This window comes from Paenibacillus sp. JJ-223 (genome assembly GCF_927798175.1).
GTDB classification, from domain to species: domain Bacteria; phylum Bacillota; class Bacilli; order Paenibacillales; family Paenibacillaceae; genus Paenibacillus; species Paenibacillus hubeiensis.
Map to the genome: position 1 here is coordinate 66,648 of NZ_CAKMMP010000012.1, position 26,336 is coordinate 92,983.

Annotated in this window: 21 protein-coding genes; 6 read left to right on the plus strand and 15 right to left on the minus strand. The window is 52.6% G+C overall.

Annotation, left to right across the window (positions count from 1 at the left end; genetic code table 11):
* The first annotated feature begins 46 nt into the window (after positions 1 to 46).
* On the plus strand, positions 47 to 931 hold the full coding sequence (locus L6H98_RS20360) for an AraC family transcriptional regulator (protein ID WP_236417898.1): 885 nt from the start codon (positions 47 to 49) through the stop codon (positions 929 to 931).
* Between the two features lie 79 nt (positions 932 to 1,010).
* Positions 1,011 to 1,688: a tetratricopeptide repeat protein gene (locus tag L6H98_RS20365; RefSeq protein WP_236417900.1), complete on the plus strand. Its 678-nt coding sequence runs from the start codon at positions 1,011 to 1,013 to the stop codon at positions 1,686 to 1,688.
* 89 nt (positions 1,689 to 1,777) lie between these two features.
* Here the strand turns inward: L6H98_RS20365 and L6H98_RS20370 are convergent, their stop codons facing one another.
* From L6H98_RS20370 to rpiA, 10 genes are all read right to left on the minus strand, one after another.
* The gene (locus L6H98_RS20370) at positions 1,778 to 2,830 is read right to left on the minus strand and encodes a phosphotransferase (RefSeq protein ID WP_236417902.1); all 1,053 of its coding nucleotides are present in this window, start codon (positions 2,828 to 2,830) and stop codon (positions 1,778 to 1,780) included.
* Positions 2,831 to 2,997: 167 nt separating this feature from the next.
* On the minus strand, positions 2,998 to 3,624 hold the full coding sequence (locus L6H98_RS20375; protein WP_236417904.1) for an SGNH/GDSL hydrolase family protein: 627 nt from the start codon (positions 3,622 to 3,624) through the stop codon (positions 2,998 to 3,000).
* Between the two features lie 240 nt (positions 3,625 to 3,864).
* Positions 3,865 to 7,032, minus strand: coding sequence for an MMPL family transporter (locus tag L6H98_RS20380; protein ID WP_236417905.1), 3,168 nt, complete (start codon positions 7,030 to 7,032; stop codon positions 3,865 to 3,867).
* Complete coding sequence (locus tag L6H98_RS20385; protein ID WP_236417906.1) at positions 7,029 to 7,487, minus strand: MarR family transcriptional regulator; 459 nt, start codon at positions 7,485 to 7,487, stop codon at positions 7,029 to 7,031. The genes L6H98_RS20380 and L6H98_RS20385 overlap by 4 nt, the downstream gene beginning before the upstream one ends.
* A gap of 208 nt (positions 7,488 to 7,695) precedes the next feature.
* Complete coding sequence (locus tag L6H98_RS20390; RefSeq protein ID WP_236417908.1) at positions 7,696 to 8,130, minus strand: GNAT family N-acetyltransferase; 435 nt, start codon at positions 8,128 to 8,130, stop codon at positions 7,696 to 7,698.
* A 79-nt stretch (positions 8,131 to 8,209) separates the two neighbouring features.
* Positions 8,210 to 9,196 carry a BadF/BadG/BcrA/BcrD ATPase family protein gene (locus L6H98_RS20395; RefSeq protein WP_236417910.1) on the minus strand — a complete coding sequence of 329 codons (987 nt, stop codon included), beginning with the start codon at positions 9,194 to 9,196 and terminating at the stop codon, positions 8,210 to 8,212.
* 161 nt (positions 9,197 to 9,357) lie between these two features.
* A complete protein-coding gene (locus L6H98_RS20400; RefSeq protein ID WP_236417911.1) occupies positions 9,358 to 10,071 on the minus strand; it encodes a class I SAM-dependent methyltransferase in 714 nt (237 codons plus the stop codon).
* Positions 10,072 to 10,085: 14 nt separating this feature from the next.
* Entirely contained in the window at positions 10,086 to 10,433 is a 348-nt protein-coding gene (locus tag L6H98_RS20405) for a hypothetical protein (RefSeq protein ID WP_236417912.1), read from the minus strand.
* Between the two features lie 232 nt (positions 10,434 to 10,665).
* Positions 10,666 to 11,127, minus strand: a complete 462-nt coding sequence (locus L6H98_RS20410) for a MarR family transcriptional regulator (protein WP_236417913.1) — start codon at positions 11,125 to 11,127, stop codon at positions 10,666 to 10,668.
* A gap of 130 nt (positions 11,128 to 11,257) precedes the next feature.
* On the minus strand, positions 11,258 to 11,929 hold the full coding sequence (gene rpiA, locus L6H98_RS20415) for a ribose-5-phosphate isomerase RpiA (protein ID WP_236417914.1): 672 nt from the start codon (positions 11,927 to 11,929) through the stop codon (positions 11,258 to 11,260).
* 530 nt (positions 11,930 to 12,459) lie between these two features.
* On the opposite strand from rpiA, the gene L6H98_RS20420 reads away from it, so the two are divergent.
* Positions 12,460 to 14,199, plus strand: a complete 1,740-nt coding sequence (locus L6H98_RS20420; RefSeq protein ID WP_236418493.1) for a methyl-accepting chemotaxis protein — start codon at positions 12,460 to 12,462, stop codon at positions 14,197 to 14,199.
* Between the two features lie 47 nt (positions 14,200 to 14,246).
* A complete protein-coding gene (locus L6H98_RS20425; RefSeq protein WP_236417915.1) occupies positions 14,247 to 17,954 on the plus strand; it encodes a non-ribosomal peptide synthetase in 3,708 nt (1,235 codons plus the stop codon).
* Positions 17,955 to 18,021: 67 nt separating this feature from the next.
* Here the strand turns inward: L6H98_RS20425 and L6H98_RS20430 are convergent, their stop codons facing one another.
* The 3 genes from L6H98_RS20430 to L6H98_RS20440 form a co-directional block, all read right to left on the minus strand.
* Positions 18,022 to 18,642 (minus strand): TraX family protein, encoded by a 621-nt coding sequence (locus L6H98_RS20430; protein WP_236417917.1) that lies wholly within the window; start codon positions 18,640 to 18,642, stop codon positions 18,022 to 18,024.
* A 59-nt stretch (positions 18,643 to 18,701) separates the two neighbouring features.
* Positions 18,702 to 19,172, minus strand: coding sequence for a GNAT family N-acetyltransferase (locus L6H98_RS20435; RefSeq protein WP_236417919.1), 471 nt, complete (start codon positions 19,170 to 19,172; stop codon positions 18,702 to 18,704).
* 139 nt (positions 19,173 to 19,311) lie between these two features.
* On the minus strand, positions 19,312 to 19,764 hold the full coding sequence (locus L6H98_RS20440) for an RbsD/FucU domain-containing protein (protein ID WP_236417921.1): 453 nt from the start codon (positions 19,762 to 19,764) through the stop codon (positions 19,312 to 19,314).
* Positions 19,765 to 20,010: 246 nt separating this feature from the next.
* Here L6H98_RS20440 and L6H98_RS20445 point away from each other — a divergent pair, with 246 nt between their 5' ends.
* Both L6H98_RS20445 and L6H98_RS20450 read left to right on the plus strand, forming a co-directional pair.
* Positions 20,011 to 20,457, plus strand: a complete 447-nt coding sequence (locus L6H98_RS20445; RefSeq protein ID WP_236417922.1) for a MarR family transcriptional regulator — start codon at positions 20,011 to 20,013, stop codon at positions 20,455 to 20,457.
* A 6-nt stretch (positions 20,458 to 20,463) separates the two neighbouring features.
* Positions 20,464 to 21,747, plus strand: a complete 1,284-nt coding sequence (locus tag L6H98_RS20450) for an MFS transporter (RefSeq protein WP_236417924.1) — start codon at positions 20,464 to 20,466, stop codon at positions 21,745 to 21,747.
* 89 nt (positions 21,748 to 21,836) lie between these two features.
* Here the strand turns inward: L6H98_RS20450 and L6H98_RS20455 are convergent, their stop codons facing one another.
* Together L6H98_RS20455 and L6H98_RS20460 are read right to left on the minus strand one after the other, a co-directional pair.
* The gene (locus tag L6H98_RS20455; protein WP_236417926.1) at positions 21,837 to 23,147 is read right to left on the minus strand and encodes an MFS transporter; all 1,311 of its coding nucleotides are present in this window, start codon (positions 23,145 to 23,147) and stop codon (positions 21,837 to 21,839) included.
* 292 nt (positions 23,148 to 23,439) lie between these two features.
* Positions 23,440 to 26,328 (minus strand): glycoside hydrolase family 3 C-terminal domain-containing protein, encoded by a 2,889-nt coding sequence (locus tag L6H98_RS20460; RefSeq protein WP_236417928.1) that lies wholly within the window; start codon positions 26,326 to 26,328, stop codon positions 23,440 to 23,442.
* Between the last annotated feature and the right edge of the window lie 8 nt (positions 26,329 to 26,336).

Here is a 26,336-nt window from a genome sequence, read left to right on the forward strand (position 1 = left end):
TTCCGAATCCATTCATTTGCAACCAAGCAAGCAGAAAGGAGCTTTCATGGAACGTTCGCCCGTTCGCACAACCATTCTCGCCGATTCAGGCATCCCTTTCCGTCTGGTCTATGCCGATACCAAGGCCCCTCAGAATGAATTGCCTGATCATTTGCATGATTGGCACGAGATGATCTACGTGTATAGAGGACAGGGGAGCATTTTCATCGATACCGGACTGGAGGACATGGAAGAGGGGGATCTGTTTATTATCCCGGGCAGCACCGTGCACCGGGCGCTGCCGGATGAACGCAACCCGGTTACGTCATCCGCGCTCTTCTTCAGTCCGGGATTGTTGGCGTCGGCAGCGGGAGGCAGCGCGACTGCCTTGTTATCCGTGTTCGAGCATTGCCGGAGAACCAGAATCTACAAGCGCCATCTGGCCCTGCACGAACGAACCAAAGTAATCGCACTCATCGACGCCATCCGGGACGAATTCAGGTTGAACCATTCCCTGAGCGCGCATGCCGCCCTGCTCCAGCTTCAGCTGCTGCTGATCCATTTGGAACGCCTGCAGCCGTCGGACGCTTCGCCTCCCGTCCGGTCCATTTCAGGACCGGGATGGCTGTCCGGCATTCTGGAAAATATCGACGACAAGCTGCGAAAAGGGATGTCCCTGCATGAACTGGCTAAGCGAGCTGCCGTTTCCCCCGCCCACTTCAGCCGTGCCTTCAAGAAACATACGGGCATGACGCTGACGGATTATGCGCTGGCCCGGAAGGTAATCATGGCCAAAGAATGCCTGCTGCAAACGGACGACACGATGGCGGCCATTGCCGAAGCCTGCGGCTTCGAGAGCTTGCCCCATTTTTATCGCCAATTCAAAAAAATGACCGGCTCCACGCCTGCGGCTTATCGCAAAATGGCGAGAGCGCGACCAACTCTTCCATAATCCTCCTGATATGTGATAAAATATAGGTCTGCATTGCCCGTGGCAATACTTATTTCATCATAATGGAGTTGACCCGAACGTGTTGACCAAGTTTCTCATCTTTGGCTTGCTGTGGCAGATTGTTGGCAATCCGCTCGTAGCCGTCCTTATTTTGCTGGTCATCCTGTATGTGGCTGATCGACGTTACGTCGGGTTGTTTCCCAACTTCCTGAAGCCGCTTGGGCGCATGCGCAGCATCTCCAGGCTCAGGCAGCAAATCGCCCTGAATCCCAACGAGGTATCCGCCAAACTTGACCTGGCCCGTTTGCTGAACGAGCGAAAAAAATACAGTGAAGCCTACGCGTTGCTGTTGGAGCTTGAGCGGCCTTATGAGCTATCCGCCGAGTATTGGGAAGAGCTTGGCACATCCGAGCTGCATCTTGGCAAAGTGCAGGAGGGAGAGCGCCATATCCTGCATGCGCTGGAGCTTAATCCGCGAGTGAAATACGGCCGACCTTTGCTTAAGCTTGCCAATGTTTTCAAGGACATCGACCAAGACAAAGCGCTGGACTATGTAAACCGTTTCCAGAATGTGCATTCATCCTCAAGCGAAGCATATTACCTGCTCGGTTCGGTATATCGCTCGCTCGGCCGCACGGCTGAAGCCAAACAGGCTTACGAGCAGTCGCTGAACGTGTATCGTTCCCTGCCCAAATACAAGAAACGCCAGGAACGCGGCTGGGCGGTTCGCAGTTGGTTCCGCAAAAACGGATCGTAATGTTAGCCTGCGTTGGCCTGGCATCATTCCGAAATAATCAAAGGAGTGCCGAGCTCACCATCTGGCTGAATTCGGCACTCCTTTTCATTTCAGGACAGCAACGTCCGCAGACGCGCTTCATTGTTCTTCATCCAGTCCATGCGTTCCCTCAGCTTTCGAATCTGAACGGCCGCTACCTCTGGCGGATCCGTCTCCTCGAACATCCGGCTGATAAAATGCATGACCACGTCCAGGCTTCGCAGCAGCACAAGCTGAGGAAGAGCCGCCAGTTCCGCGGGCTCCAGGACGGCATGTGCACGAAATCCACGGATCAGGCTCTCCAGTGCTCTCCATAACCAAACCTCGCCGCGATCTATGGTAAGCAAATCCGACAGCGGAACGGCCAGCTCCATGACGCGCAAGTCCCACGTTGCGAATTCAAAATCCAACACGGCGCACACGCGCCCCTCTTCATCTGCGAGCACATTGGACGCATTCACATCCCCATGCACCAGTTGATGCGGTAAATGCTCCATGCCTGCCAACGCGTCAAAAAGCGCAGGCAGCGTATGCGCCAGCTCGTTCATATCGTTCCGTACGGCGTGCAGCTGGACCGGCGGGGAAATGCACATCCGCAGCAGCTTGTCTGGCGTACAGAGCGGATAAGCGTCTTGAATTTGATAATACGGCGGATAAACCGGATCAAGCGACACCTTCAAGCCCGCTAATGCCTGCGACAGCTTTCCTGCAGCCATCCCCAATTCGCGGAGCTGCTCCGGGTCGCCCCAGACCGGGTTGCGGCCTTCAAGATAACGAAACAAGGCGACGACTTTCTTCTGCCCGGTGGCTTCGTTAACGAGGGTATAAAAGGTTTGCCCGTTCCCCGGCGCCTTCACAGGCGAAGGCAGGCGAAGCGAAAAACCGGAACGGGCCAACGCATCTAGGATTTCATGCTCAAAAGCAATTTTGGCGACGTCGTTATGGGTTTCGTACTGCCGCAACACAAAGCGTTTACCGTCAATCCGCAGCAAATACGTCGAGTTGTTCATGCCTCCGCTTCCCCGAATCGCCTCCCACTCGGAGTCGGGAGCGTATACCGACAGCACTTGCCGTACGCGTTGGTATTCCAAATCCTTCTCGGATCGCAAATGAATGTGCTGCATTAAATCGATCTCCTTTATTGATGTATCTTCTGCTGCATTAGCCTGGATGTCTTTACGAATGATTCATAGATTCGAAACGCGTTCGCTATTCGTTTATCTTAACGGAAGCGTATCCAGCGGTCCAGTCCGCTCCTCCTATTCAGCATTTCGCGCTCCGTTCATCGCTTTCAGGCAAAAGGTCTGTATCCCATTCGGCCCAGTTGGTCGGCGATCACACGGTACCCTCTCGAATTGGGATGCATCCTGTCCCAAAATAACAGGTCGCGCTCACGCCCTTCGAATTGGTCGTACACCTGCGCACAGCCGTAATACCCCGAGCCGGCGCCATTCAGGAAAGAATTGTACTGCTTGACCCAATAAGCAGCCTCCGCCGAACGTGGATACGGATTATACAATCCGACCGTTCGTATCATATATCTATGGCCTCGTTTCAGTTGGCGAATATGCTTCATGATCTGGGTGACATTGTTTCGCGTTTCCCCAAGCACTTGCGTCATACGCTCGGCTCCGGGCATTCCTCCGCTCGCTTTGAACGTGCGAATCAAGTCGTTCCCCCCGATGGTCATGGTGATGACGTCCGCCTCTCGCACGGCTTGCCTTACCCTTGCATAGTTGGATACCATATGCAGCAATTCTTCGGAAGTCAAGCCGTTTACCCCCATATTGTCAACCGAAACAAAGGTGCGCACGTTCATTTCGATCATTCGCCGATACAGTAGAACAAAGCCGGTACCCAGCAGCGCTCCCGTTCCTACCGTAAGCGAGTCCCCAATAGCTGCATATCGATAAACCATCGCTGTAGCCCCCTTCCGCCCATCTCTGACTGATTATGTTCCATGATATGTACAATGGGAAATCAAAGCGCGGGACGTTGTCCCTAGGCAGCCACCTTAATTTTGCAGGTGATGTCACATGCCATGCAACGGGCACCATAGTCCGGGAACTCACGAAAAACGAGACAAAACCCTGTCGGCAAGCCGACAGGGCCTCATAAAAGCGATTGGATGGTTACAAGTCCTTATTGGTGCAGCATGCTACATGCCAATCGAGCGATCGGAAGAAGCAGCGTCCTGCTGTTCTTTGCTCGGGAATGGCCACCAGTTGGCGCGCCCGAACATCTTCACCATCACAGGCACGAACAATGGCAAGAACAACAAGGAATACAGAATCAATCCGCTGAGCACGACCGTGGCAATCTGCATCATGGACAGAACGCCAGACGGGTACATTGCAGCAAACGTCCCGCTCAAGATCACGGCAGCGGACAGAATGACCGTGCCCATGTTTTTCATTGCGTAAAGCATCGCTTCTTGTACTCGCATACCTTTGTTTTCATTGAAACGGTCCATCAGGAAGATGCTGTAATCGACGCCCAAAGCGATCAGCATGACGAATCCAAAGAACGGCGTTACCCAGCTGATTCCCGAAAACCCGAGCATGTTGACGAAAATGACTTCCGTGATAGCCATGGAAGAGAAATAGGCCAGCAGCAAAGAGAGAATCAGGTAGATCGGCATGATGACCGAGCGTAACAGAATGATCAAAATGATCAGCGTGCCTGCCAGCATCAACATGACGGTACGCGTGTAGTCATTGTTGGAAATCTCCTGCAAATCCGCGAATGTGCTGGTTACTCCGCCAATGGCTATATCGGCTTTTTCGAGCGCGCTTCCCTGAACGGCGCGCTGCACGGCAGCCTCGATATCGGGTACGCGATCAATAGCCTCGGTCCCATACGGATTTTCGGCAAAAATGACATCAATGGTCATCGTTTTGCGATCTTTGGACAGATACGTATCGAATACCTGTTCAAAATCTTTGCTGTTCAGAGCTTCCTCAGGGACATGCCATCCGGCCAAATCGGAATCCGGAGACTGCTGAAGCTGGGTCAGATAGTCTTGGGCGGATTCAAGTCCGCCGGACACTTGGCTGATCCCGTCCACGCTCTGGTTCAAACCGTCGGTCAATTGAGTCAACTGCCCACTCAGATCGGTGAAGCCTTGTTTTATTTTTTCCTGGCCTCCCTGAAGCTGGCCAAGTCCGTCCTGAATGGAAGGAATTTCGCGAATCACTTGCCCTTGGCCATCAGCCGCCTGCTTCAAGCCTGTTTCAAGCTGGCCGATGCCTGCGACGATTTGGTCCAAACCGTCCGCGAGAGCTTTCTGGCCTGCAGTCGCGGAAGCGAAACCTTCGTTGGCCTGGCTGATTCCTGCAGCCGCTTCGCCCAAGCTGGATTGGATTTGTCCCAGTCCTTGCGACAGCTGCGCTGTTCCCGTGCCGGTTTCCCCGATCGTTCCCTTGATGCGCTGATAATCCGCATCCTGCGCCAATTCCGGATAACGCGCCTCAAGCGCCGTAAAGGATTCGCTCAAGCTTGTAAGGGCCGCAGACACTCCGGCGAGCTGCTTTTGCAAGCTGCCAACCCCGTCTCCGATCGCCGCAACACCTTTGCCTGCCTGGCGATAGGCCTGAAGAAGCTGATTGCTGGCTTTCGCTAGTTGGTCGGCGCTCGTTTTGGCCTGTTGAAGCCCGGCCTTCAGCTCGCCTGCGCCGGAAGAGCCATCACGGATGCCTTTTTCGATTCGTGCAAGCCCATCGGACAGCTGAGTGATCCCGGATTGCAGCTGTGCCGTTCCTTTGGTCAGCTCCCCTGCTCCATCCGCAGCTTCTTTGAGCTGTGGTTGGTTTTTGCTCAACTGGGTGCTGGCCTCGCTCAGACCGTCGCGAATTTTATCCAGACCCGTTTTACCTTCGCCCAAACCATCAGACAGCGTTCCGACTTGCTGGGTCACTTCAAAATCCTTAATCTCGTCGCCGGTGGGCCGGGTCATGCTCCGAACACCGGATACGCCAGCCACCTTCTCCACTTCGCGGCTGATTTTTTCGGCGATCGCCATCGTTTTTGCGTTATCCATCGGTTCGTCATTTTGAATGACGATTTGCCCCGGCAATGATTCACCTGGACCGAAACTGTCCGAAATGATGTTAAACGCTTTGACGGAGTCGTATTTGTCGCCGATCTCATCCAGACTGTTAAACGACAGCTTGCCGTCATACGTGGAAAGAAGCGGCACACAAATGGCAGCGATAATCAGCAGCGCCGCCCATGGGCGTTTGAGAGAGAAGCGGCCGGCAGCACCGTAAATGCGGCTCTCTGCATGCTCCAGCGAACCCTTCGAAGGCCAAAACAGTTTTTTGCCCAATACCGCCATAAAGAAAGGCACGATCGTGACGAGCGCAACCATCATAACGGCAATGCCGACGGCAACCGCAACGGCGGACCGGTACAACATAAACTGCGCAAAACCGATCGCTATGAAACCGACGAGTACCGCGAGTGCGGAGAAAAACACCGTTTTTCCGGCGGTGCGGTAGGTCGCAATGATCGCTTCCCACGTGTTTTCATGATGGGCCAGTTCTTCTTTAAAACGGCTGATCAGCAGGATGCAATAATCCGTTCCGATCCCGAACATGACCGCAACCATGAAAATTTGCGTAAACGTCGATATCGGGAAGTCGACCCCATCGACCAGAAAGGCTACGATCTGCTGTGCCACCAGGTAACTGATGCCCACCGTAAGCAATGGAACGAATGGGGCTACGAACGAACGGAAGACAAGGAACAAAATGATCAAAATAAAGGCGACCGTGATGTATTCCGACTTTTTGAGCCCCTCCTGGGAGCTCTCGATCGTATCTTCATCGATCAGTCCTTTGCCCGTAATGTAATGCTCGACGGAAACGGATTGGAGCGCCCCGTTCAGGTCGGATCTCATCTCTTTGACGGTACGTTTGCCCTGATCCACGGAAAGGGACGTCAGGATCGTCTTCCCGTCGGCCGAAATCATTTTCTCGGCGAGCTCGGGCTGGGAAAACGGATCGAGTATGGACAAGATACCCAGCTTATCCTTGTTGGATTCCAACTGTTTGATCGCATTTTCTGCTTCTTGCTTTCCTGCGGTGCCCAGTCCGTCAGGGTTATGGAATACAAGCGCCAGCTGTGTCCCCGGCTGTTCCCCCTTCTGTGCGGCGGCTTCGTCCAGAATAGCCGCAGCCTGGGTCGAAGAATACCCGTCAGGCACGGAAAATTGGCCTTTTTCCCGGATCAGGTCGCTCATGCCTGGAGCCGTGAACATCAGTACGGCAGCTACGGCAATCCATAGCCCCATCAGCCACCATCTTGCTTTCAAAATCGTTCTCATGCTTCGTCCTGTCCTCCTTCATCGGATAGCAGCAGCGCCAATTTTTCGAAAGATTCAATGAAATTTCGTATCTCTTCCGGCTTGAAATGCACCAGGTAAGGCTCAAGCAGCTTGTGAATCTCCTGCTCCGTTTCCTGATAAATTTTGCGCCCCGTGTCTGTCAAAGACAAATACACCACTCTGCGGTCACGTTCATCCCCCGAGCGATGAACCAGATTTCGGCTCACCAGCTTGTTGACCAATGCCGTAATGCTGCTCTTGCCGACGCAGAGAAGATCCGCCAAATCCGAGGGCGTACAATCCGGTTTTTCATCAATCAGGCGCAGGGCGCAAAATTGATCTGTCGACATCATCTGCCCGACCTGTTCCCGAATACGAATTTCAAACTGCTTGGTGACTAAAAACGAGGCATCCAAATATCGATTGACCAAGTGCTTGGCATCCGGTTTCTGCATGGTTCAATTCTCCTTTCTCATAAAGTTCACTAAACGAACTATTTCATAACGAAACTATTCTATAATGAAACTTTATTCCAAAGCAATACTTTTTTCCTGCATCTTCCGTCCCTAAAAAGCAAAAAAACAGGACGCCTTACTCGGGTCATTCACCCGATCCCACGTCCTGCCCTAGTCCATCTTCATTTCATTGCAACCGATATCGCAATTACGCCTCTTCTTCCTCATCCTTTTCCAGCACACAGCGGAATCGTTCCACGCCAGGATAAGGCTCCCCTAAACTATAAACGACGAATCCGGAATTCCGGTAAAAGTCGACCGCTTCCTGATCCGTTTCCGCAACCAGCAAGTCCGGATTGTGCTTCTCAAGCACTTGGGCAATCATGCCCCGGCCATAATTTTTGAACCGATTTTCCGGCAGCACCGCGATATGCCGAATGGTGATCTCGCTGTCTCCCGTTTGTTCATAACCGATCAGACCTACCAATTGCTGCTCGTCTTCATACCCTTCCAGATGCAAATCATCACTCTGAATATATTGTTGCAGCGCGTGGTCCAACCGGTCCGGATCCGGAAATACCGAATAGGATAACAGTTCCTGCACAACCGGCTCCTGTATGCGCGTTTTCAAATCAATCAACATTTTGTCATTCCTCCTACTGCTTGCTATCTTCCGCCATCGTATTGTAGTCGTTCGTACGCCAAAGTTCAAGCTGCATTCCTTATGGTCGGATTGTGGCAAGTTCTGATCGAAGCGTGGCGAGCATGTTTTCACTCACCGGAATGCCTGCCGTATCCCATGCCTCGAGCAAAGCGCCGCCGACTGCAGTCAGATCGCCAGCTGCAAGCCGGAAGCTCCTGCCTCCTGCCTCGCCTGCGGAAGCAAGCCCTTTGCGGATCGCTTCGCGCATATACGGCGTTTCCAGGCAGCTGCCCGTCAGACTGACGGCAACCGAATCGGATTGAAAGCAGGCTGCAAGCATCGCGATCCCTACCACTGCCGTATCGGCCGCTCGATCACATACATCTACAGCAAGCGGTACTCCTTTGCCTGCAGCTTCGGTAACCAATGGAGCCATCTGCCCAAACCGCCGATTGGTTTCCTGCTTGTTTCCTCCGAATCCCGTTGAGCCGAGTCGTGCCAGTTCCTGTATCGTGTTTACGTTCCAATAATTCAAAACGAGTTCAATCCATGCCATGTCCGCCTGACCATAACGACCTGCCAAAATGGAGTGCACGGTGTCGTAAGACAGGAAACGCGCCGCCACCGGAGCATAATGTCCGAACTGGTCATTGCGAATCCACTGCCCTTTCTCGGTCTTGGCAAGGATTAAGGAACCCGTACCTCCGATGGCAACAATTCCAGGATCGCCATGGAAAGCCGCCGTGTGGGCGATGCGCGTATCGTTTACAGCATGGATGCTGCCTTGGATCCCCGTTCTGCGCAATAATTGTTCTGCCCATGCATAGTGTTCGTCCTGATCCAGTCCGGCCATCCCCGCCGTCAAGGAGGCAATCTGCTGTACCTGCAACCCTGCCTTCTGAATGGCTTCGGCGATCCCTTCGAGCACATTCTGTTCGGCACGGTCATCGTGATAACGATTGCAGCCTCCTTTTTGCACGTAAGAGTGGACATGCCCTTGATGATCTGCGATCGCTACCCGTGTATGACTTCCTCCACCATCGATCCCGATGACATATGTATCCATTGCTCATTTCCTCCTCCAACATTGTCTATATGAACCGCACTAATCAATCACACTAGGTCACTGCGAGTGCAGTACCATCTTCCCATCGCCTGTTATCTAGCTCTCCCTCTTTCCGTCGGGTCATTCCCCGGGAAAATGGGTCGGTCTGCTTAGGCATTCGTTTATTTCTTCTGCACCGCAAAACGGACAAAAACAGACCTAAACTGCGATTCTTCATCATACTTCATCTCTGTTATTTTGTGTTCGGTCGTCTTCTGGTGGAGAATCTCCCATCCGGCATAGCTCTTCCATAACAGATCCATGGCTTCCTCGGTGGACAGGTTCAATTCAATCAGAGGCAAAAGCGGCCGTCCGGTGCGTATCTCTTGTTCCTTCACGTTTGTGCTCATGGCAATGCAATGAATTCCGCCTGTCCGCGTGCCCTGCTGCATCCGTTCAATGGTTCCAAGGAACGCTTCCTTACTTGACATGTGCTCCAGGCAAGAACAGGCAACGATATAATCATAATGCGCTTTTGGTATCGGATAATGCTCTGCGTCTGCCTTTTCGACCTTAATCAAGTGATCAACCCCGTATTGCTGCGCATAGGTGCACAGACCATCTACGGCCGCATCAATCAGGTCAACACCGACGATCCTGCTTTCCGTCTGTTTCAGACGCTGCGCAATCGCAATGGCATGACGTCCGACGCCGCATCCGAGATCAAGCACATTCAACCTGGAATGACGGGTCAATAGTCGTTCCAGCATTTCCATCACGACGGGCATCGGTTTCGCCATCCAGGTACCTTCCGCGAACAGTTCATGATTACGATAGAACCTGTCATGATAATCGGCCTCCGCCCTGCGTGCAGCATTAAAGCGCTCCCGATTCATTAGACACTCCCCTTTCAGAAGCGGACCGTTAGCGTTCCCGATCCGGCAACAAAAACCAAACATAGGATCGCCATGACCACCATCGAACCGGTCACGATCAATTTGCCCGTATCCCTCCGATAGGGATCATCGTGAAACAGCAGCACTCCCCCGATCGTCATCGCGATTGGCGCGAATAACAGCGTCATGATGACCAGCAGCACAATGGAATAGCGATCCAGTGGCTTTCCCTCTTCCTGCATGTAAACGCGTTCGGGCGGCGCCGTCTTTGTTTCTACGAGATTGCCGCATGCTTTGCATTTGAATTCGTCCTCTGCCATTTCTTGCTGACAATACGAACACACCCTTGCTGGTCGAGGCATAAAATCCCTCCTTTTCATAGGCCTTACTCATGTATTGCACTCTGCATCCGGCCTGCTTCCGATCCCCAATGAATCCTAATGGGCAGAATGGTTCGTTCAGGCATTTCATTTCAACGAACCCATATATACCCATTCTCCGATTTCAGGGATTGGATGTCAATCTGCTTTGACCGAGCTTAGCCGGCTCGAAAGCCGTCCTCCCAATCCGAGCAAAAACAAAAAAACCGACGCGTTACGAACGCACGTCGGTTTTTCCTGCAGCAGCCAGGCCAAGTTTTTTCAACAACCGGATCGCCTCTGTCTTCTCGGATGGCGAAAGCCCCTCCAGGGCATCGATGATGACTTGATGATGCTGCGGGAAAACCTCTTCAAAGAAGGCCTTCCCCGTCTCAGTCAATTCGGCAAAAATAACGCGCCGATCCTCCTTGGAGGCACGTCTTGTAATCAGCTTTTTATTTTGCAGCTTGTCCACGACATACGTAATGTTGCCGCTCGACATCAACACCTTTTCGCCGATTTTCTGGAGGGCCTGCGGCCCCCTGTGATACAACAAGTCAAGCACCCCGAATTCCGTTGAATTCAGTCCATGGCTTTGAATGTCCCGGTTGGACCTTGAAGTCACTGAATTATATGCTCGGACAAGAACCACAAATAATTGCAAAGACAGTTCCCGATTGTCCTCCGTATTCGGCATTTCCCTAATCCTCCATCACTGATTTACATTGTAATGCTATCTTTTGCGGTCTGCCACTCTGCCCGCAGCATGCCTCATGATTCACAAGAGGGATGTCAGTCATATCTCGAATCACGCCTCGCTTTTCAGGCTAGGGACGGTGCAGTTCATCGATGCTTCCGTCTTCCTTTGCCAAAATGACGGTATCTGCCATATCCACGAACAATCCATTATCCACGACGCCAGGCAGCATGTTCAAGCGAACGTTCAGTTCAGCCGCATGTTCAATGGCCTCCATATGGCAGTCAGCGATCAAGTTTCCGTTATCCGTCAGATAACGTTCCTCTCCATTCATTCTCCAGGCCGGACGGCAACCCAGCTTCTCCAGCGCGCTGAACGTCCACTCGGAGGCAAAAGGCACCACTTCCACCGGAAGCGGGAAACGGCCGAGCCGTTTAACCGCCTTGCTTCCATCTGCTACAATGATGAGTTTGTCGCTGTTGGCAGCTACGATCTTTTCACGCAATAATGCGCCGCCGCCGCCTTTGATCAGATTAAAATCCGGGTCCACTTCATCCGCGCCATCAATCGTAATATCAAGCCGGCCGATCTGGTCAAACGGGACGATGGGGATTCCCCACTCCCGTGCCAGCTTGTCCGAGGCTTCCGATGTGGCAACAGCCTGAATACGCAAACCGTCGCGCACGCGCTCTCCAAGCTTGCAAATAGCGTAGTATGCCGTCGATCCGGTTCCAAGTCCCACCTTCATGCCATCCTGAATGTATTCAGCCGCCCGTTCTGCTGCAATCTGTTTCAGATTCATCTCCATAGACCCCCGCTGCTTATGAATTTAAAATACATACTGTATTTATTATAGATAAAACCGCTTCCGATGTATATCATGACAGCTCAATCTGTCTGCCCGCCGCCGTCATGCAGAACGGAATGCAGCTCGGAAACAACGATGCATGATCGGATCCTATGCGATAAAATACAAATGGAACGCCAAAAAATGGTAACCCTCCAAATCCATAGTGCTATATACCTATTGGTGGTGGTCATCTATCCGCATTTATGCAGAATATTAAAAAAGTTTTAATCAAACTATTCAGTTTGGGGACATTTTATACGACATATTAAAAGTGGATGTGTTTTAATTATTAGACACCCATGGTTAATAAGTGGGATAAATCTTCATATTTACGACCACGAACCAAGACCATGGTCGCAGATCTAATCTACGAAGGAGGATATATACATGACCTGATTAGCTGCATTCATGCAAGCCATTCAAAGCGTCAATACCAAGAGAATCAGGAGTGGAATTTAGTGAAATCATTCAGCTGGAAAAACATGTCTTTCTTTTCGAAAAACCTTTTGCTTTCATTCACCAACATTGTCATCATTGGCGTGGCACTGATCGCAAGCAGTTATTATTTCCAAAGAGTCGTGCTGATTGAGCAGTTGCATGATCAGGTCGAGCTCATCACGAAAAAATGGTCGGAAGAAATCCAACCGTCCGAAGTGCAGGCAGCCATAACGGAAGGCAGTTACGACGGACCTGTACAGACCAAGCTTCGGGCTTTCCTGGACGAGATGCATGAGTATTATCCTAACGTGGCGCAGGCTTACATATTTGGAACAGAACTCGGCGGGAACACCCAACGGGAAACTTCATTGATTGCCATGCCGACCAATTTGCGCGAAGCTTTCCAAAGCGATGGCGTCAATATCGGCGACATGTACGAGCAGCCGGTGACCGTGGCCAATGCCTTGAAAGAAATGTTGAGTACCGACCGTCCAACGTTCACCACGTTTTATGACGACGATTTCGGAACCTGGACCACCATCGCTTATCCGATCAAGGACAGCAACGGGAAAATCTTCTCGTATTTTGCCGTGGATGCGGATGCTTCGGCCGTGCCGGAAGGACTGGCATCCATGCTTAGAAACAGCATCATCATTCTGGTTGCCTTCCTGTTGTTGTTTTTGATCATCCAATATCTTGTCGTGAAAAATACGCTCTCCCCGATCCGTCACCTGATTAAAGGTATCGATGATGTGAGCCGGGGCAATTTGGATGTCCAGCTTCCAACTGGAAAAGACGATTTGGGCATTGTCAACGAAAAATTCAATGTCATGGTCGGCAAAATCAACGATACGATCGTCAAAGTGCAATCCACTTCCCATGAAGTCAATGCTTCTGCAAGAGAATTGTACGATGTATCGGAAAGAAATAGCGATAACGCAGAAATCATCAACACCAGCGTCAATCATATTACATCCAACATTCGCGCCCAAGAGCAGGCCAGCATCGACAGCGCCCGCGCCATGAACGAAATGGCTACCGTCATTCAGACCATTGCCAGCAGTTCGTCCAATGTCGCCGACGAAGCCTATGAGATGGAACGCCGCTCCGAGCAAGGGAATGCCGTCGTTAATCAGGTTTCCGAGCAAATGACGCTGATTACCGAGTCGGTTAAAAACACGGCATCTGCCATCCAAGTGCTGGAGAGCCGCTCGCAAGAGATTGGCGATATTCTTAATATCATTTCGGGGATATCAAGCCAAACCAACCTGCTTGCCCTGAATGCTTCCATCGAAGCTGCCCGCGTTGGTGAAGAAGGGCGAGGTTTTGCCGTCGTGGCAGGCGAGGTTCGCAAGCTGGCCGAACAGTCCGAACAAGCAACGAGTCAAATTGCCGTGCTCATCGAAGAAATCCAAAGAGAGATCAAACAGGCTGTACGCGCCATGGAGCAAGGTACTTCCGAAGTGGATACGGGACTGGCCGTGGCCGCCGAGACCGGACGGCTGTTCCACGATATTTTGGCTGCAGCGAGAAAAGTGTCTTCGCAAATCCAGGAAGTTTCCAGCGCAACCCAGGAAATCTCCGCCGGGACCGAAGAGATGACGGCAACCGCCGACGACTTGTCCGCCAGCGTAAGCAAAACAGCCGAGAGCAGCGTGCGAATTTCGGAATCCGTGAATGAGCAGAAGTCTTCCCTTAGCACGCTCGTCGATTCGTCGAACCGCCTGACCAGCATGTCCGAAGAGCTGCAGGAACTCGTTTCACAATTCAACGTCAAAAAATAAACCTGAAATCCAACATGCATACAATGGAAACAAGGAGGATCCCATAAGTGATTGATAACCAAACGACGACAAACCATGCCGCAGAATCTCATCTTCCGGTTCTCCAGATTCCACTGGATTTTGGACGCCGGCATCAAACCTTTTCCTATGAATCGGCTCATGTTCAGATCGATCCTTCCCTGATCCCAGAGCTGAGCCAAAAGCTTGGAGCAGATTCCTTATATCCTGTCTTGCTCACCGCTTATGCGGCATTGCTGTATCGATTGTCCGGAGAACGCGAAATTGCGGTGGGGGCGGTATGCCCGGAGCGGACAGCCACGCTTAGATTGGAACTTCATGGTAAAATGGCGTTCCGGGAATTAAACGATCAGGTTTCTGCGCAACTGCAGCACAAACAAGATCCTTCTGCTGCGGAATATCCTGAAACATTATTTATGTTAAATAGCGTCCAGCTCCCTCAAAGGCCGCAAGTCCTAAGCTGGAACATGCGCGAAATTCAGGGCCAATTTGCCCTGGATATATTCTATGACAGCTCCCTTCTCCGGGAGGACACCGTGCTCCGCTATGCGGAATACTACCAAACCCTGCTGCGGTCCGCCCTGCGCACTGCAGACAGGGCACTGGGCTCGGTGGACATTCTGTCTGCTTCCGATCGGCTCGTGTACCGCGAAATGAACGACACCGCCGTGCTCGAGCCGGAACACCAAACGATCCATGGCTGGTTTGAAGCCACTGCCGCCGAATTCCCGGATTCGCCTGCGATCACGTCCAGATCCGGCCGGTATACGTATCGCGAGCTTAACGAACGGGCCAACCAAGTGGCACGCGTCCTGCTGTCCAACGGACTGAAAAAAGGCGAGTTCGTCAGCATTTTTATGGAGCGAAGCCTGGAAACGATCATTTCCCTGCTCGGCATTCTCAAAGCGGGAGGTGCCTACGTTCCGATCGATCCCGAGCATCCCGAGGAGCGTAACAGCTACATCGTCGAAGACACTTCGTCTTCATTCGTTCTGACCACGGAATCATCGTTCGCTGAAGCAACCCGATTATTCTCCGGCATCTCGACCGTTCGGCAAATTGTTGCCGTTGACGGGCGTCTCGCCGGATTTGCAGCCAGCAACCCGAACGTCGACGTCCATCCCGACGACCTCGCTTATATCATCTATACTTCCGGTTCCACGGGCAAACCGAAGGGCGCGCTTATCGCTCATCGGGGCGTGACGAACTTGGGCAGTGTCGTGCAGCGGGATTGTGACATTAAGCCAGGCGACGTATTAACCCAATTTGCTACATACAGCTTTGACGCATCCGTGTGGGATACGATCGGGGCCCTCTTCTACGGTGCAGAGCTTTATCTTCTGTCCGCGGAAGAGCGCGTGTCCGTTGAGGACTTTGCAATCGCCATTGAGCGGACAGGCACCACGATCATTACGATTTTGCCGACCATCTTTTTCAATCAGCTGGCTTCGTACTTGTCGGAAGAAGGGTTCCACCGATTGTCGAAGGTCAAAATCATTACCGTTGCGGGCGAAGCTCTCTATGGCGAGCAGGTTCGTGCATTCCAACGCAAGTTTGGCGATCAAATCGACATCGTGAATGTTTACGGGCCTACGGAGTGCACCGTTGCTACAACGACGCATCGCATTAGCGAACGCGTTCCGGATCATGTGGTCCACATTCCGATCGGCAAACCGATCCACAACTACAAAGTGTACATCGTCAACGAAGAGCAACAGCTTTGTCCGGTAGGCGTGCCGGGAGAAATATATATCGCCACGCCTGCTCTTGCCAAAGGATACTTGAACCTGCCGGAGCGTACAGCCCAGTCTTTCATTGACAGCCCGTTTGCCATAAACGAGAAAATCTACAAATCCGGCGATATTGCCAAAGTGTTGGACAATGGCTTGCTCGAATATGTCGGCCGCAGCGATTCCCAGTTGAAAATCCGGGGCCATCGGATTGAAATCGGGGAGATCGAGGATCATTTTGCCCGTCTGGACCAAGTGCAGAATGTCGTTGTCATTCCCAAAAAGGAAAGCGATGGCCAAAACATGCTGGTCGCCTACTTTACGTCCAAAGACGGGTCCACCCTTTCCGTCGCTGACATCAAAGCACAGCTGGCAGCCAAACTGCCTTCCTATTTTGTGCCGAAGTGGGTGTGCCAGCTTGATGAGATGCCGATTGCTCCTACCGGTAAAATCCATCGCAAAGCAATGGTGGATTTCCCTAACGAAGAGCGGCACGAGAACCAGCCTGACCGCGTCATGCCTGCAACCGGGACAGAGTCCATTCTATATGATGCCTGGAAGCAAATTCTGGGGCACGACGATTTTGGCGTGGAGGACAGCTTTTTTGCCGTAGGCGGGGATTCCCTTCGCGTTATCCACGTCCTGGTCATCCTGAAGCCGCATTATCCACAATTGAAAATCGCTGACTTCTTTGCAGAAAAAACAATCCGCGCCCTGGCGAAGCGCGCGGAATCCATGGCGCTTTCTGCCAACGATGATTCGGCTTCGATCGCAAAGAACGCAGGTACGATCACCCGTTTGGCGGAACATCCGGTGGAGCTGGAGACCCGACTGGGTTATCCCGAGATATTGAAACCGGAGCATGTCCTGCTGACCGGTGCCACCGGTTATCTCGGATCCCACGTGCTGGAGCAGCTGCTCATGCGTTCGGATGCAACCATTTACGCCTTGGTGCGTCGTCCATCCGATGGCAGTACGGCCAGGGAACGCTTGAACGGCGTGATGAAAGGTTATTTCGGAAACGGCATCGAATCGATGCTTGCCGCGAGAGTGGAGATCATAGAAGGTGATCTTGAACGTCCAGGACTGGGGCTGTCCGACGCGCAGGCCGCTTATGTGCAGGCCCGCATCGACCGTATCATCCATTGTGCGGCAGACGTTCGGCATTTCGGGGAGGCGGAGCAATTTGCCAAGACCAATGTCGAAGGCACCGTTTCCTTGCTCAGCCTGATCCGACACAAACCGGGTGCGTCCTTCCACCATGTCTCCACCATGGGCATACCTGAAGATCTCGCGCTGAGCGGGCAATGGGAATCTTCATTGCAATACGACAGCTTCCCGGAAGATCTGCATGTAGACAACCTGTACTCCGACAGTAAGCTTGAGGCGGAAAAGGTTCTGATGCAGGCGGCCCGGGAAGGCGTGCCTGTAAGCATTTATCGGGCGGGCAATCTCACTTGCCATTCGGAAACCGGCCGTTTCCAGACCAATATTGACAGCAACGCCTTCTACCGCATGATCAAAGCTATGCTGCTGCTCGGCAAAGCGCCGGCGGCGGAATGGATGGTCGACTTCACGCCGATTGATTACGCCAGCCAGTCCATTGCCCACCTGGCCATGCGCGAAGATACGGCAGGACGGGTATTCCACATCTGCAACCCGGAATCGATCCGCTACGATGACTTGATTGCCTCCATCCGGCGTGCCGGATATCAGGTGGAGACGATGCCGTTTGCGGAATATACCCAGTGGCTGTTCGACGCCAGCGTCGAGAAAGATGCAGAGGCGCTGCAGCTCGCGATTGCCCAGCTCGAAGGAGACGGCGCGAAGGATTCGGCATATATGTATGCCTGCCCTATAACGACAGCCTACGTAGAGCCGGCCGGCATTATATGCGCGAAAGCGGATGACCGGTTTGTAACGACCATGTTGAAGCACGCGGTGGATATCGGATATTTCCCTTCATCCATCCTGCCGTCTTCGGACGCCACTTCGGCTCTGGATTAACGACCTCATTCTTCCTATCCTTACGCCTGAAAAGGCCATTCTCCACAAACATGGAGAATGGCCTTTTTTACATCCACCTGATCAAGGCAATTACAGCCAGGTGTACCGGATAGAAATAACGCCAGACCCATCGCGGGCCTCGCATCCGGAAATGGGCTCCGTAATGCATCGCAACGGCGATACCGATCGTGGCCGCCACGCTATACATCTGGATGGGGCTGCTATATCCCATAATATAGACTGCCGTAATCAGAACATGTCCCAACACCAGCACCGGGCCGGTAAAATAACGGAACAACAGCACCAGCAGCAAACCATACATGCCATAATCCATCCTCGAAAGCTCCATGATGATCCCCGCCCCGATGACGAGAGGAATGCCAAGCCACCGGTTTGGAAGCCGATCCAGCACGAATAATACCAGCAGGGAGGACCATAACGTCCACACCACGTTTAACGAGACATGATTAAAGGCAGCCATAAACGGAACCTGTGAAATGACCGCGATCCAGAACAATCTCCATATGTATTTTTGTACATTCCGAGTATGCTTGTAACCGATGTAGACGGCAAAAGCATAAATGGGAAAGGCAATACGGCCGATGATGCGCAGCTCATGCACCTGGGGATAAAAGATAGCGCCCATATGATCGATCAGCATCGTGATCATCGCGATCCATTGCATCATTTTGGCTGTAATCCTCCTCTTTGTTATGTTCCGTTGTTCCGGCTGTGCCAGCGTTCATCCTATGGCAGCAGATCAAGTTCATAATACAGGAAAAGGGCGTCCTGAACATACCCTTTGGCTTCGTAGATCCGCTGAGCCTGCCCGTTATCCTTCGCCGTGGATAACACGATCCGGATTGCTTTATCCTGATACGCCATTTCCCGTGCTGCGTCGAGCAGCATGCCTGCAATGCCTTGCCCGCGATGATCCGGGTGTACGTACAGGTCATTAAGAATCCATATTTTCCCCATGGATACCGAGCTGAAGCTCGGATAAAGTTGTGCAAAACCCGCTATTTGTTCAACGCCGTTAATGCCACTTGGGCACATGGCTGCCAAAATGACAGATTCCTCGCGTTCCATGCGTTCTGAGATAAAACGAACGGCACCCTCTTCATCCGATTCCTGCCCATAGAACATTCGATATTGGTTGAACAGCTCTCCAAGCCGGACGACGTCATCCGGGCCAGCCAACTTCAGGTTATATTGCATCGCGTGCAACCTCCCTTTTCCGATGATTCCTGCCTTTGTATTGTTTCCAATTGTAGCAAGGCATCGACACTGGTCCCATACATCATCCGTCTCAAAGTTTGTAATATCTATCGTCATTCGACAGGTTTAGTCATGCCTCTTAGGGGAAAAGGTTATTTACCCTCGAACGAATGACCCCTTTTCTCAAAATCAGGTTGGCATATTGCGCACCTTCCCCGGTAGCGATGATCGCAAACGACCTGGAAGCCCTTTCATAAAATGCAAAGCGCTCCACTTCCTCAAGCGGATTCACGACACCTTCATGGCGCTGAATGCTCTTTCGGAAGTCCTCCCAAATGACAGGTACGACGGGATCTCCCTGAACGACTTGCATGACTGCTGCGGGATGTTCGACGTAAGTGTCAAGCGGAAACAAGGTTAACATCGCATCCAGCAATTGGACCGCTCCCACGGCGTCACAGCGGATCAGCCGCTTGGCATGGCTCGCCGCCGGAAAATTGGCATCCGCCAAAACAAGCTCGTCCCCATGTCCCATCTCGGACATGATTTTAAGCAGTTCGGGTGGCAGGATGGCCGGAATGTTTTTCAGCATAACGTATCTCCTTTTACTCCCCGGTTCAAAGACCGGTGCGGATCGAATTTGTCCATCTGCATGTCTGGGTAGGTTCGGAGGCTTATCAGCGCACGGATGCACATTTACATTGTAACAGGCTTTGCTTGCCATCGCATGGTGCACTTTGCATAAATTTGCTTTGACAAAACTACTTAGTCAACATATAATTGTTGCAACAACTATTTCTGTGAACAACTTTTTTGAAGGAAGCGAGGCCTCGCACACATGGAATATTCACTGGACCAATCTGTCGGTTTTCTCATGGGATTAACCCATCGAAAGGCTGCTGTCGTTCTTGCCAATCGATTCAAGCCGTACGACATCACGACAGAGCAATTCTCTGTGCTGTTTAACATTGGCCGGGGGGAAGGGGTCAACCAGAAGGAGCTTGCTGCCCGTGTGTGCAAAGACCAGCCCACGACTGCCCGCATCATCGATCTTTTAGAAAAAAAAGGGATGGTCGAACGCCGCACCAGCAAGCAGGATCGCAGGGCATACCTTCTTTATCTTACCGAAGACGGCAGGGCATTGCTCGACCAATTGATTCCGATTGAAAAAGGAATGAATGATATCCTCGCCGCCGACATTCCGGAAGAGCAAATGGAAACATTCAAAACTGTTCTCTCCCTCATCAACCGCAACCTTCAACGAATAGACACTCAGGGGGAATAACAACCAATGAACGAATCGCCACAAGCTTCACGCGTCAAACTATGGACCATCGATTTTATTTTGCTTATGCTCTGTAATTTTCTGCTTTTCTTGCAGCTGCATATGATCGTCTCTCCGCTCCCGTCCTATGTACAGGAGCGTTTTCATGCGAACGCCTTTGAAGTAAGCCTATTTACGTGCCTGTTCGCCCTATGCGCCATCGCTGCTCGCCTATATTCGGCCAAAGCTTTGGAAAGAGGGCTTCGCAACACCATGATTTACCTTGGGTTGACCGTCGCCCTGCTTGCCACGCTGGGCTATTATTTTGCCGGCGGAATCGCCCTGCTGCTGCTCCTGCGCATGATCTTCGGCACAGGCTTTGGCATGACCAGTACGGCTTTCCCCACGATGGCCTCGGATATTATTCCCGTTAAGCGAATGGGCGAGGGTATGGGATATTTCGGCTTGTCAACAAGCCTGGCCATGTCCATTGGCCCGATGATCGGGGTCACCCTCCTGCAAGGCGCAGGCTTCACAACGCTTATGTTGTGCACGGCTGGCGTTATTGCAGTCATCTATCCGCTAAGTTTATCGTTAACGCGTAAAAAAGCGAACAAAGTCGCCTCTTCTGCAGGCTCAGTGCCACAGGCTCAGCCCAAGGCCGCATCGGTGTCAGGCACCGGAGAGAAGCTGCCGTTCAACCGGAAACTGTTTCTGCCCAGCATATTGAACGCCCTCTTGGCCGTTACGTATGGAGGTCTCGTCGGTTTTATCGTCCTTTACGGAAAAGAAGCCAACTTGTCCAATCCGGCATTCTTTTTCCTGTTCAATGCCATCGCCATTCTTATCGTCCGTCCCTTTGCAGGCCGGTTATATGATCGCAAAGGACCGAAGGCGCTGTTGATTCCGGGGACCTTCTTCATGGCCGGCGGTTTGATTCTTCTTTCGTTCGCGACCTCCATGCCACTCATGCTGTTGTCTGCTTTCATCTACGGCATCGGATATGGGTCCATGCAGTCTTCGCTGCAAACGTGGATGATTCAGATCGTTGCTCCGTCGCAGCGCGGGATGGCTAACGGCATGTTCCTGAACTCGCTCGACTTCGGTATTGCCATGGGTGCCCTCCTGCTGGGCGGCATTGCTTCATTGACAAGTTATACCGAAATGTATCGTTACTCGGCCGTTGCCGTGGTGCTCTTCCTGATCATTTATCTCATTCAAGGCAAACGCAGCGGCAGCTTCGACGTGCAGGTTCATCCACTGCTGGCGCATACTCACATCGAAGGTAAAGACAAGGAAACAAACGATTGAGGCGAAGCCTCGAAACAACGTTGCAGCCTTACATGCAATGAGCATGCGCCTCTGGCGGCAACCATTGGAAAAAGCCCGTTTCTGACAATTCAGAACGGGCTTTTGTTTCGTTTGGACCGGATGCCCTTTTGTTCAAACCCTTTTTTCGGTTCTTCGTAAACGCTTCGCTGCTGCTGATCTTGACTTTTCCCGCCTTTTTCCTGTTCTTCTTTCTCCGGTTTGACCGCAAAGAAGCTCAGGAGAGCGCCCACCGCGCTTATGGCTGCCAACAAGCCAAAGAGGAGCATGTGAGCGCTGCCCAGCAACAATGAAATGACGGGTGGGCCGAGGGATACGCCGATAAAACGCATGCTGCTGAACAGCGCGGTAATGGTCCCCCGCTTTTCTTTGTCGATCCCCTCCGTAATCAGGGCATCCAAACAAGGCAAAGTGGCCCCGATCCCGACGCTTCCTGCGGAAAACAAACCGACCACTAGATAGATGTTGTTCCAGAATCCCATCAGTACAAGGGACGCCGTCACAATGGCGAGACCGGCAAATCCGATCCATTTCATGCGTACTTTGCTTTTGCCGATCCACTTTCCGGCCAGAAAGGACGCCAAACAAAGCGCGGCCAAGGGGATCGCCAATACGAGGCCCTTAACCACCCCGGCGAGCTTGTATTTGGATTCCAGCATTTCGGACAAATAAAACAGCACGCCAAAAAGAATAAACATGCATATGCCGCCGATGGCAAACAAAGCATATAACCAGCGGCCATTCTCTTTCATTACCTTTTTGACCGAAGCCACGAATTCGGAAAAGGCTGGCGGACGTTCTTTTTTCTTCGGGGCTTTGACAAACATGATGACCAGCACAAGGGAAAACACGCACAGCACCGGTATGGCGATAAATGGCAAATACCAGAGCCAGGCAGCCAGCGCCGCACCAAGGATCGGACTAACGACCTTGCCGAACGTGTTTGAGGTCTCAATAATGCCAAGGCTTTTGCTCACTTGTTTCTCGTCATCGAACATGTCTCCGACCAGTGGAATCACGATGGGAAACGCGCCTGCCGCACCGATCCCCTGCAGCAAGCGGCCCGCAAGGATCGTCCAATATGCGGCAGAGCCGGCAAGCATCATGGCTGCTACGCTGGCTACAGCCCCTCCTGCAGCCGCGATGATTAAGCTGGGGATAATGACAACCTTGCGCCCGAATCGGTCCGAGAGGTAACCTGCAAGCGGGATAAGTAAGATGGCAACGACCGCATATACCGTGATCAGCATGCTCACTTTAAAGGAGGATACATGCAATTGACGTTCAATTTGCGGAAGGATGGGAATCAACATTGAATTTCCCAAGGTCATAATAACCGGTATAGATGCCAATGCAGCAAGGTCCCGCTTTTTTTCGTTCATGCCACAACCACCTTTACGAGATAGGAAACCCCGGTCAACGCGACTCCATCTTCCGAACTGTTCCGGATGGAGCTACTGCCTGGTCCACTGACGGATCTCCTCCAATAACAACGGTTTTATTGTGGATAATTGCTCACTTTAATATACGGCGGGTTTGATTTCTCTAACATTTCGTAGCCGAAGGCTCGTTGCTCGCAAGAAAAACCGCTTTGCATAACTTTCAGCATGCAAAGCGGTTCAGCCCAACGTAAACATGGTCATTCAGTGCAGCACCAAACGTGCCGAGGCTGGTTTATGGAATCAGGCAGAATTGCTGCAGTGCAGCCCCGCCTCTAAACACAATGTACAGTTGTTCCACGGAATCACTTGCCTTGAGTTCACATCGTACCGTTGTCCAGACACGCTCTTTCATGTACCGAATCGGACCGGTTGCCGTGCTCGGAACGTCGCATTCGCCAATCAGTTCGCCGTCCAGCGCACCTGAACGGATCTCAAGACGGGCGTCGCCAGCGTTTGCAAAATCCGATACACGTGCTTCAAACTGCCGTGCGTCTTCTGTGCCATTATCCTTGAACACGATCCATGCGATCTGATCCTCACGGTATAGCGGTTCTCCCGGAGCGATGGCTCGGACGGTCGTTCTTCCTTCCAAACATTCATCCAGCAAAACGGCATGGCAATCGTCGTAATTCTCCGCAGGTGTAGGCAGATGAAGCTTCCGTGCGGGAATCGTCTCTCCTTCAATGGTTAACGCCAGCGTTTGCCGGGCGTCTGCGGAGGAACGGCCGGCCATGATGGACCAGACGGCGGATTCCACGCAGTAACGGTCACGGGTCACGTCCCACATGGCCAAGCGCTGTACGGGAACCGTCAGGCGCACGATCGCTTGTTCTCCGGCCGCAACATGGACCCGGCGGAAAGCCAGCAATTGCTTGCGGGCGCGTCTGACCCTGGAGGTTTGCGCGGAACCGTAGACCTGTACCACCTCATCGCTTGCAACAGCGCCAGCATTCCGAATGCTTACTTCAACGCTCAGCACGTCTTTGCCTTCCGCGTCTACCGTTCGTTCCACTTGCAGCGATTCGTATTCGAATTCGGAATAGGTCAATCCATGCCCGAACGGGTAGAGCACGGATCCTTCATGGTATTGATAAGTCAATCCGTTACGGATAATATCGTATTCCAGCAGATCCGGAAGCTGGGATCCATCTTCGTACCATGTCATGTTGAGCCGCCCTGCCGGAGCATAAGCACCTGTCAGCACATCGGCGAGGGCACTGCCTAATTCCTGCCCCGCATGAGTCAGGTACACGATGGCCGGGGCCACATCCTTAAGATCGTGAAGGGCAAACGGATAACTGCCTATGATGACGACCACGGTGTTCGGGTTGGCCGCGCATACTTCTTTCACAAGCCGAATCTGCTCCGTCGGAAGCGTGAGGCCCGGTCTGTCGATTTCTTCCTTGCCGTTGATGTAGGGGTTGTTACCCACCACGACGATGGACACGTCGCTGTCCTGTGCGATACGCGCCGCCCGCTCTACCCCGTCGAGCCGCAGCTCGCGCACAAACGGGGCTGCAGCGCCTTGTTCCGCTTCCTCCGCCAAAGGTGCGAGAACCAACTGTCCCTTGTGCTCGCGAAGGCCCAGAGGCAATCCGTTCCATGAACGCAGCGTATGTTGGCCGTCGGAAGCGTCTTCCTCGAATCGTACAATTTCTTTGACGAACCATCCGCCGATCTGTTCCGCACAAGCCTGATAGATGCCTTCCTCGGTCAACGTGACGTAACGGTCGTTACTTCTGCTGCGAAGCGTATGGCTCCCCCAGCCCCAATCCTGATGTACGAACTCCGCCGGCTGCGCTCCTTCTTCCTCAACGGCAGCTAAAGTTCCTTGAGTTCCATGCACAATCACTTTTCCGTCTGCAGTTTTCAGGGAAATCCGATCATTGCCGTCTTCATAGGCAATTTCCACATTCTTCAATCGGCTTCGCAATCCGTCCAATGCGGAAACTTTGTACGGAAGCGTGCCGCTGTACCAGTCGGTATAAACCGCGTCCGCAAGCGGCCCAATGACGCTGACTTTATGCAGCTTTTCCGGTTTCAGCGGGAGCAGTCCATCATTTTTGAGCAATACGACGGATTCGGCAGCCGCGCGGTAACTCAACCGGGCATGCTCCGGCGCACACAACACATCCTCCGAAATCGATGCATACGGATTCGCTCCCGTCCGATCCAGCTGCCCCAATCTCATGCGTACGCCGAAAATGTTGCGAATGGCCCGATCCAGGTCTTTCTCCTGCAGCAGACCGCGTTGGAGCGCCTCTTCCAGGGCAGGCACGACCATGTCCACTTCATCCGTAAGACAGTCCACGCCCGCCTTGATCGCTCCTGCCGCCGACTCTGCATGGGATGCGTGGTACTTGTGGTAATCGACCGTCTGGGACAAGTCTCCTCCGTCGCACACGATGAAGCCGGGCATCGCCCATTCTCCTTTAACGACATCGTTGATATATGGACTCTCGATGGCCGGGGTGCCGTTGATGGAGTTGTACGCCGTCATCATCGACAAGGCACCGCCTTCCACGAACGGAGCTTCGAAGGCTTTCAAATAATATTCGCGCAAATTGCGCGGATCGATGCTGGATGAGCAGTTCAAGCGGTCTTTTTCATTGTTGTTGGCAAAAAAGTGCTTCAGCGTCGCAACCATTTTCAGATAAAACGGATGATCGCCCTGCATGCCTTGCACCAGTGCCTTCGACATTTCTCCCGTCAGCACAGGGTCCTCCCCGTAACCCTCCTCGGTTCTTCCCCAACGCGGGTCCCGTTCCAGGTCAACCGTGGGTGCCCAAAGGGTCAAACCGTGAACCTCGGGCTCCCTGTGATGATATGCCCGCGCTTCATCGCCAATGACGGAACCGATCCGGCGCAGAAGTTCCGGGTTCCATGTGCTCGACAGTCCGAGCGGCTGCGGAAATACGGTGGCGACGCCCTTCCAGGCTACCCCGTGCGCAGCCTCGCCGCCCACGTTGTATTTGGGAATGCCCAATCTCGGAACGGCCGCTTCGCGCGTCGGAATCAAACTTATTTTTTCCGCCAGCGTGAGCCTTGAGATCAGATCGTCCAGTCGTTCCTCCAGCGAAAGCGAAGCGTTCCACATGGGGTAATCGTAATATTCGTGCACGGAAATTC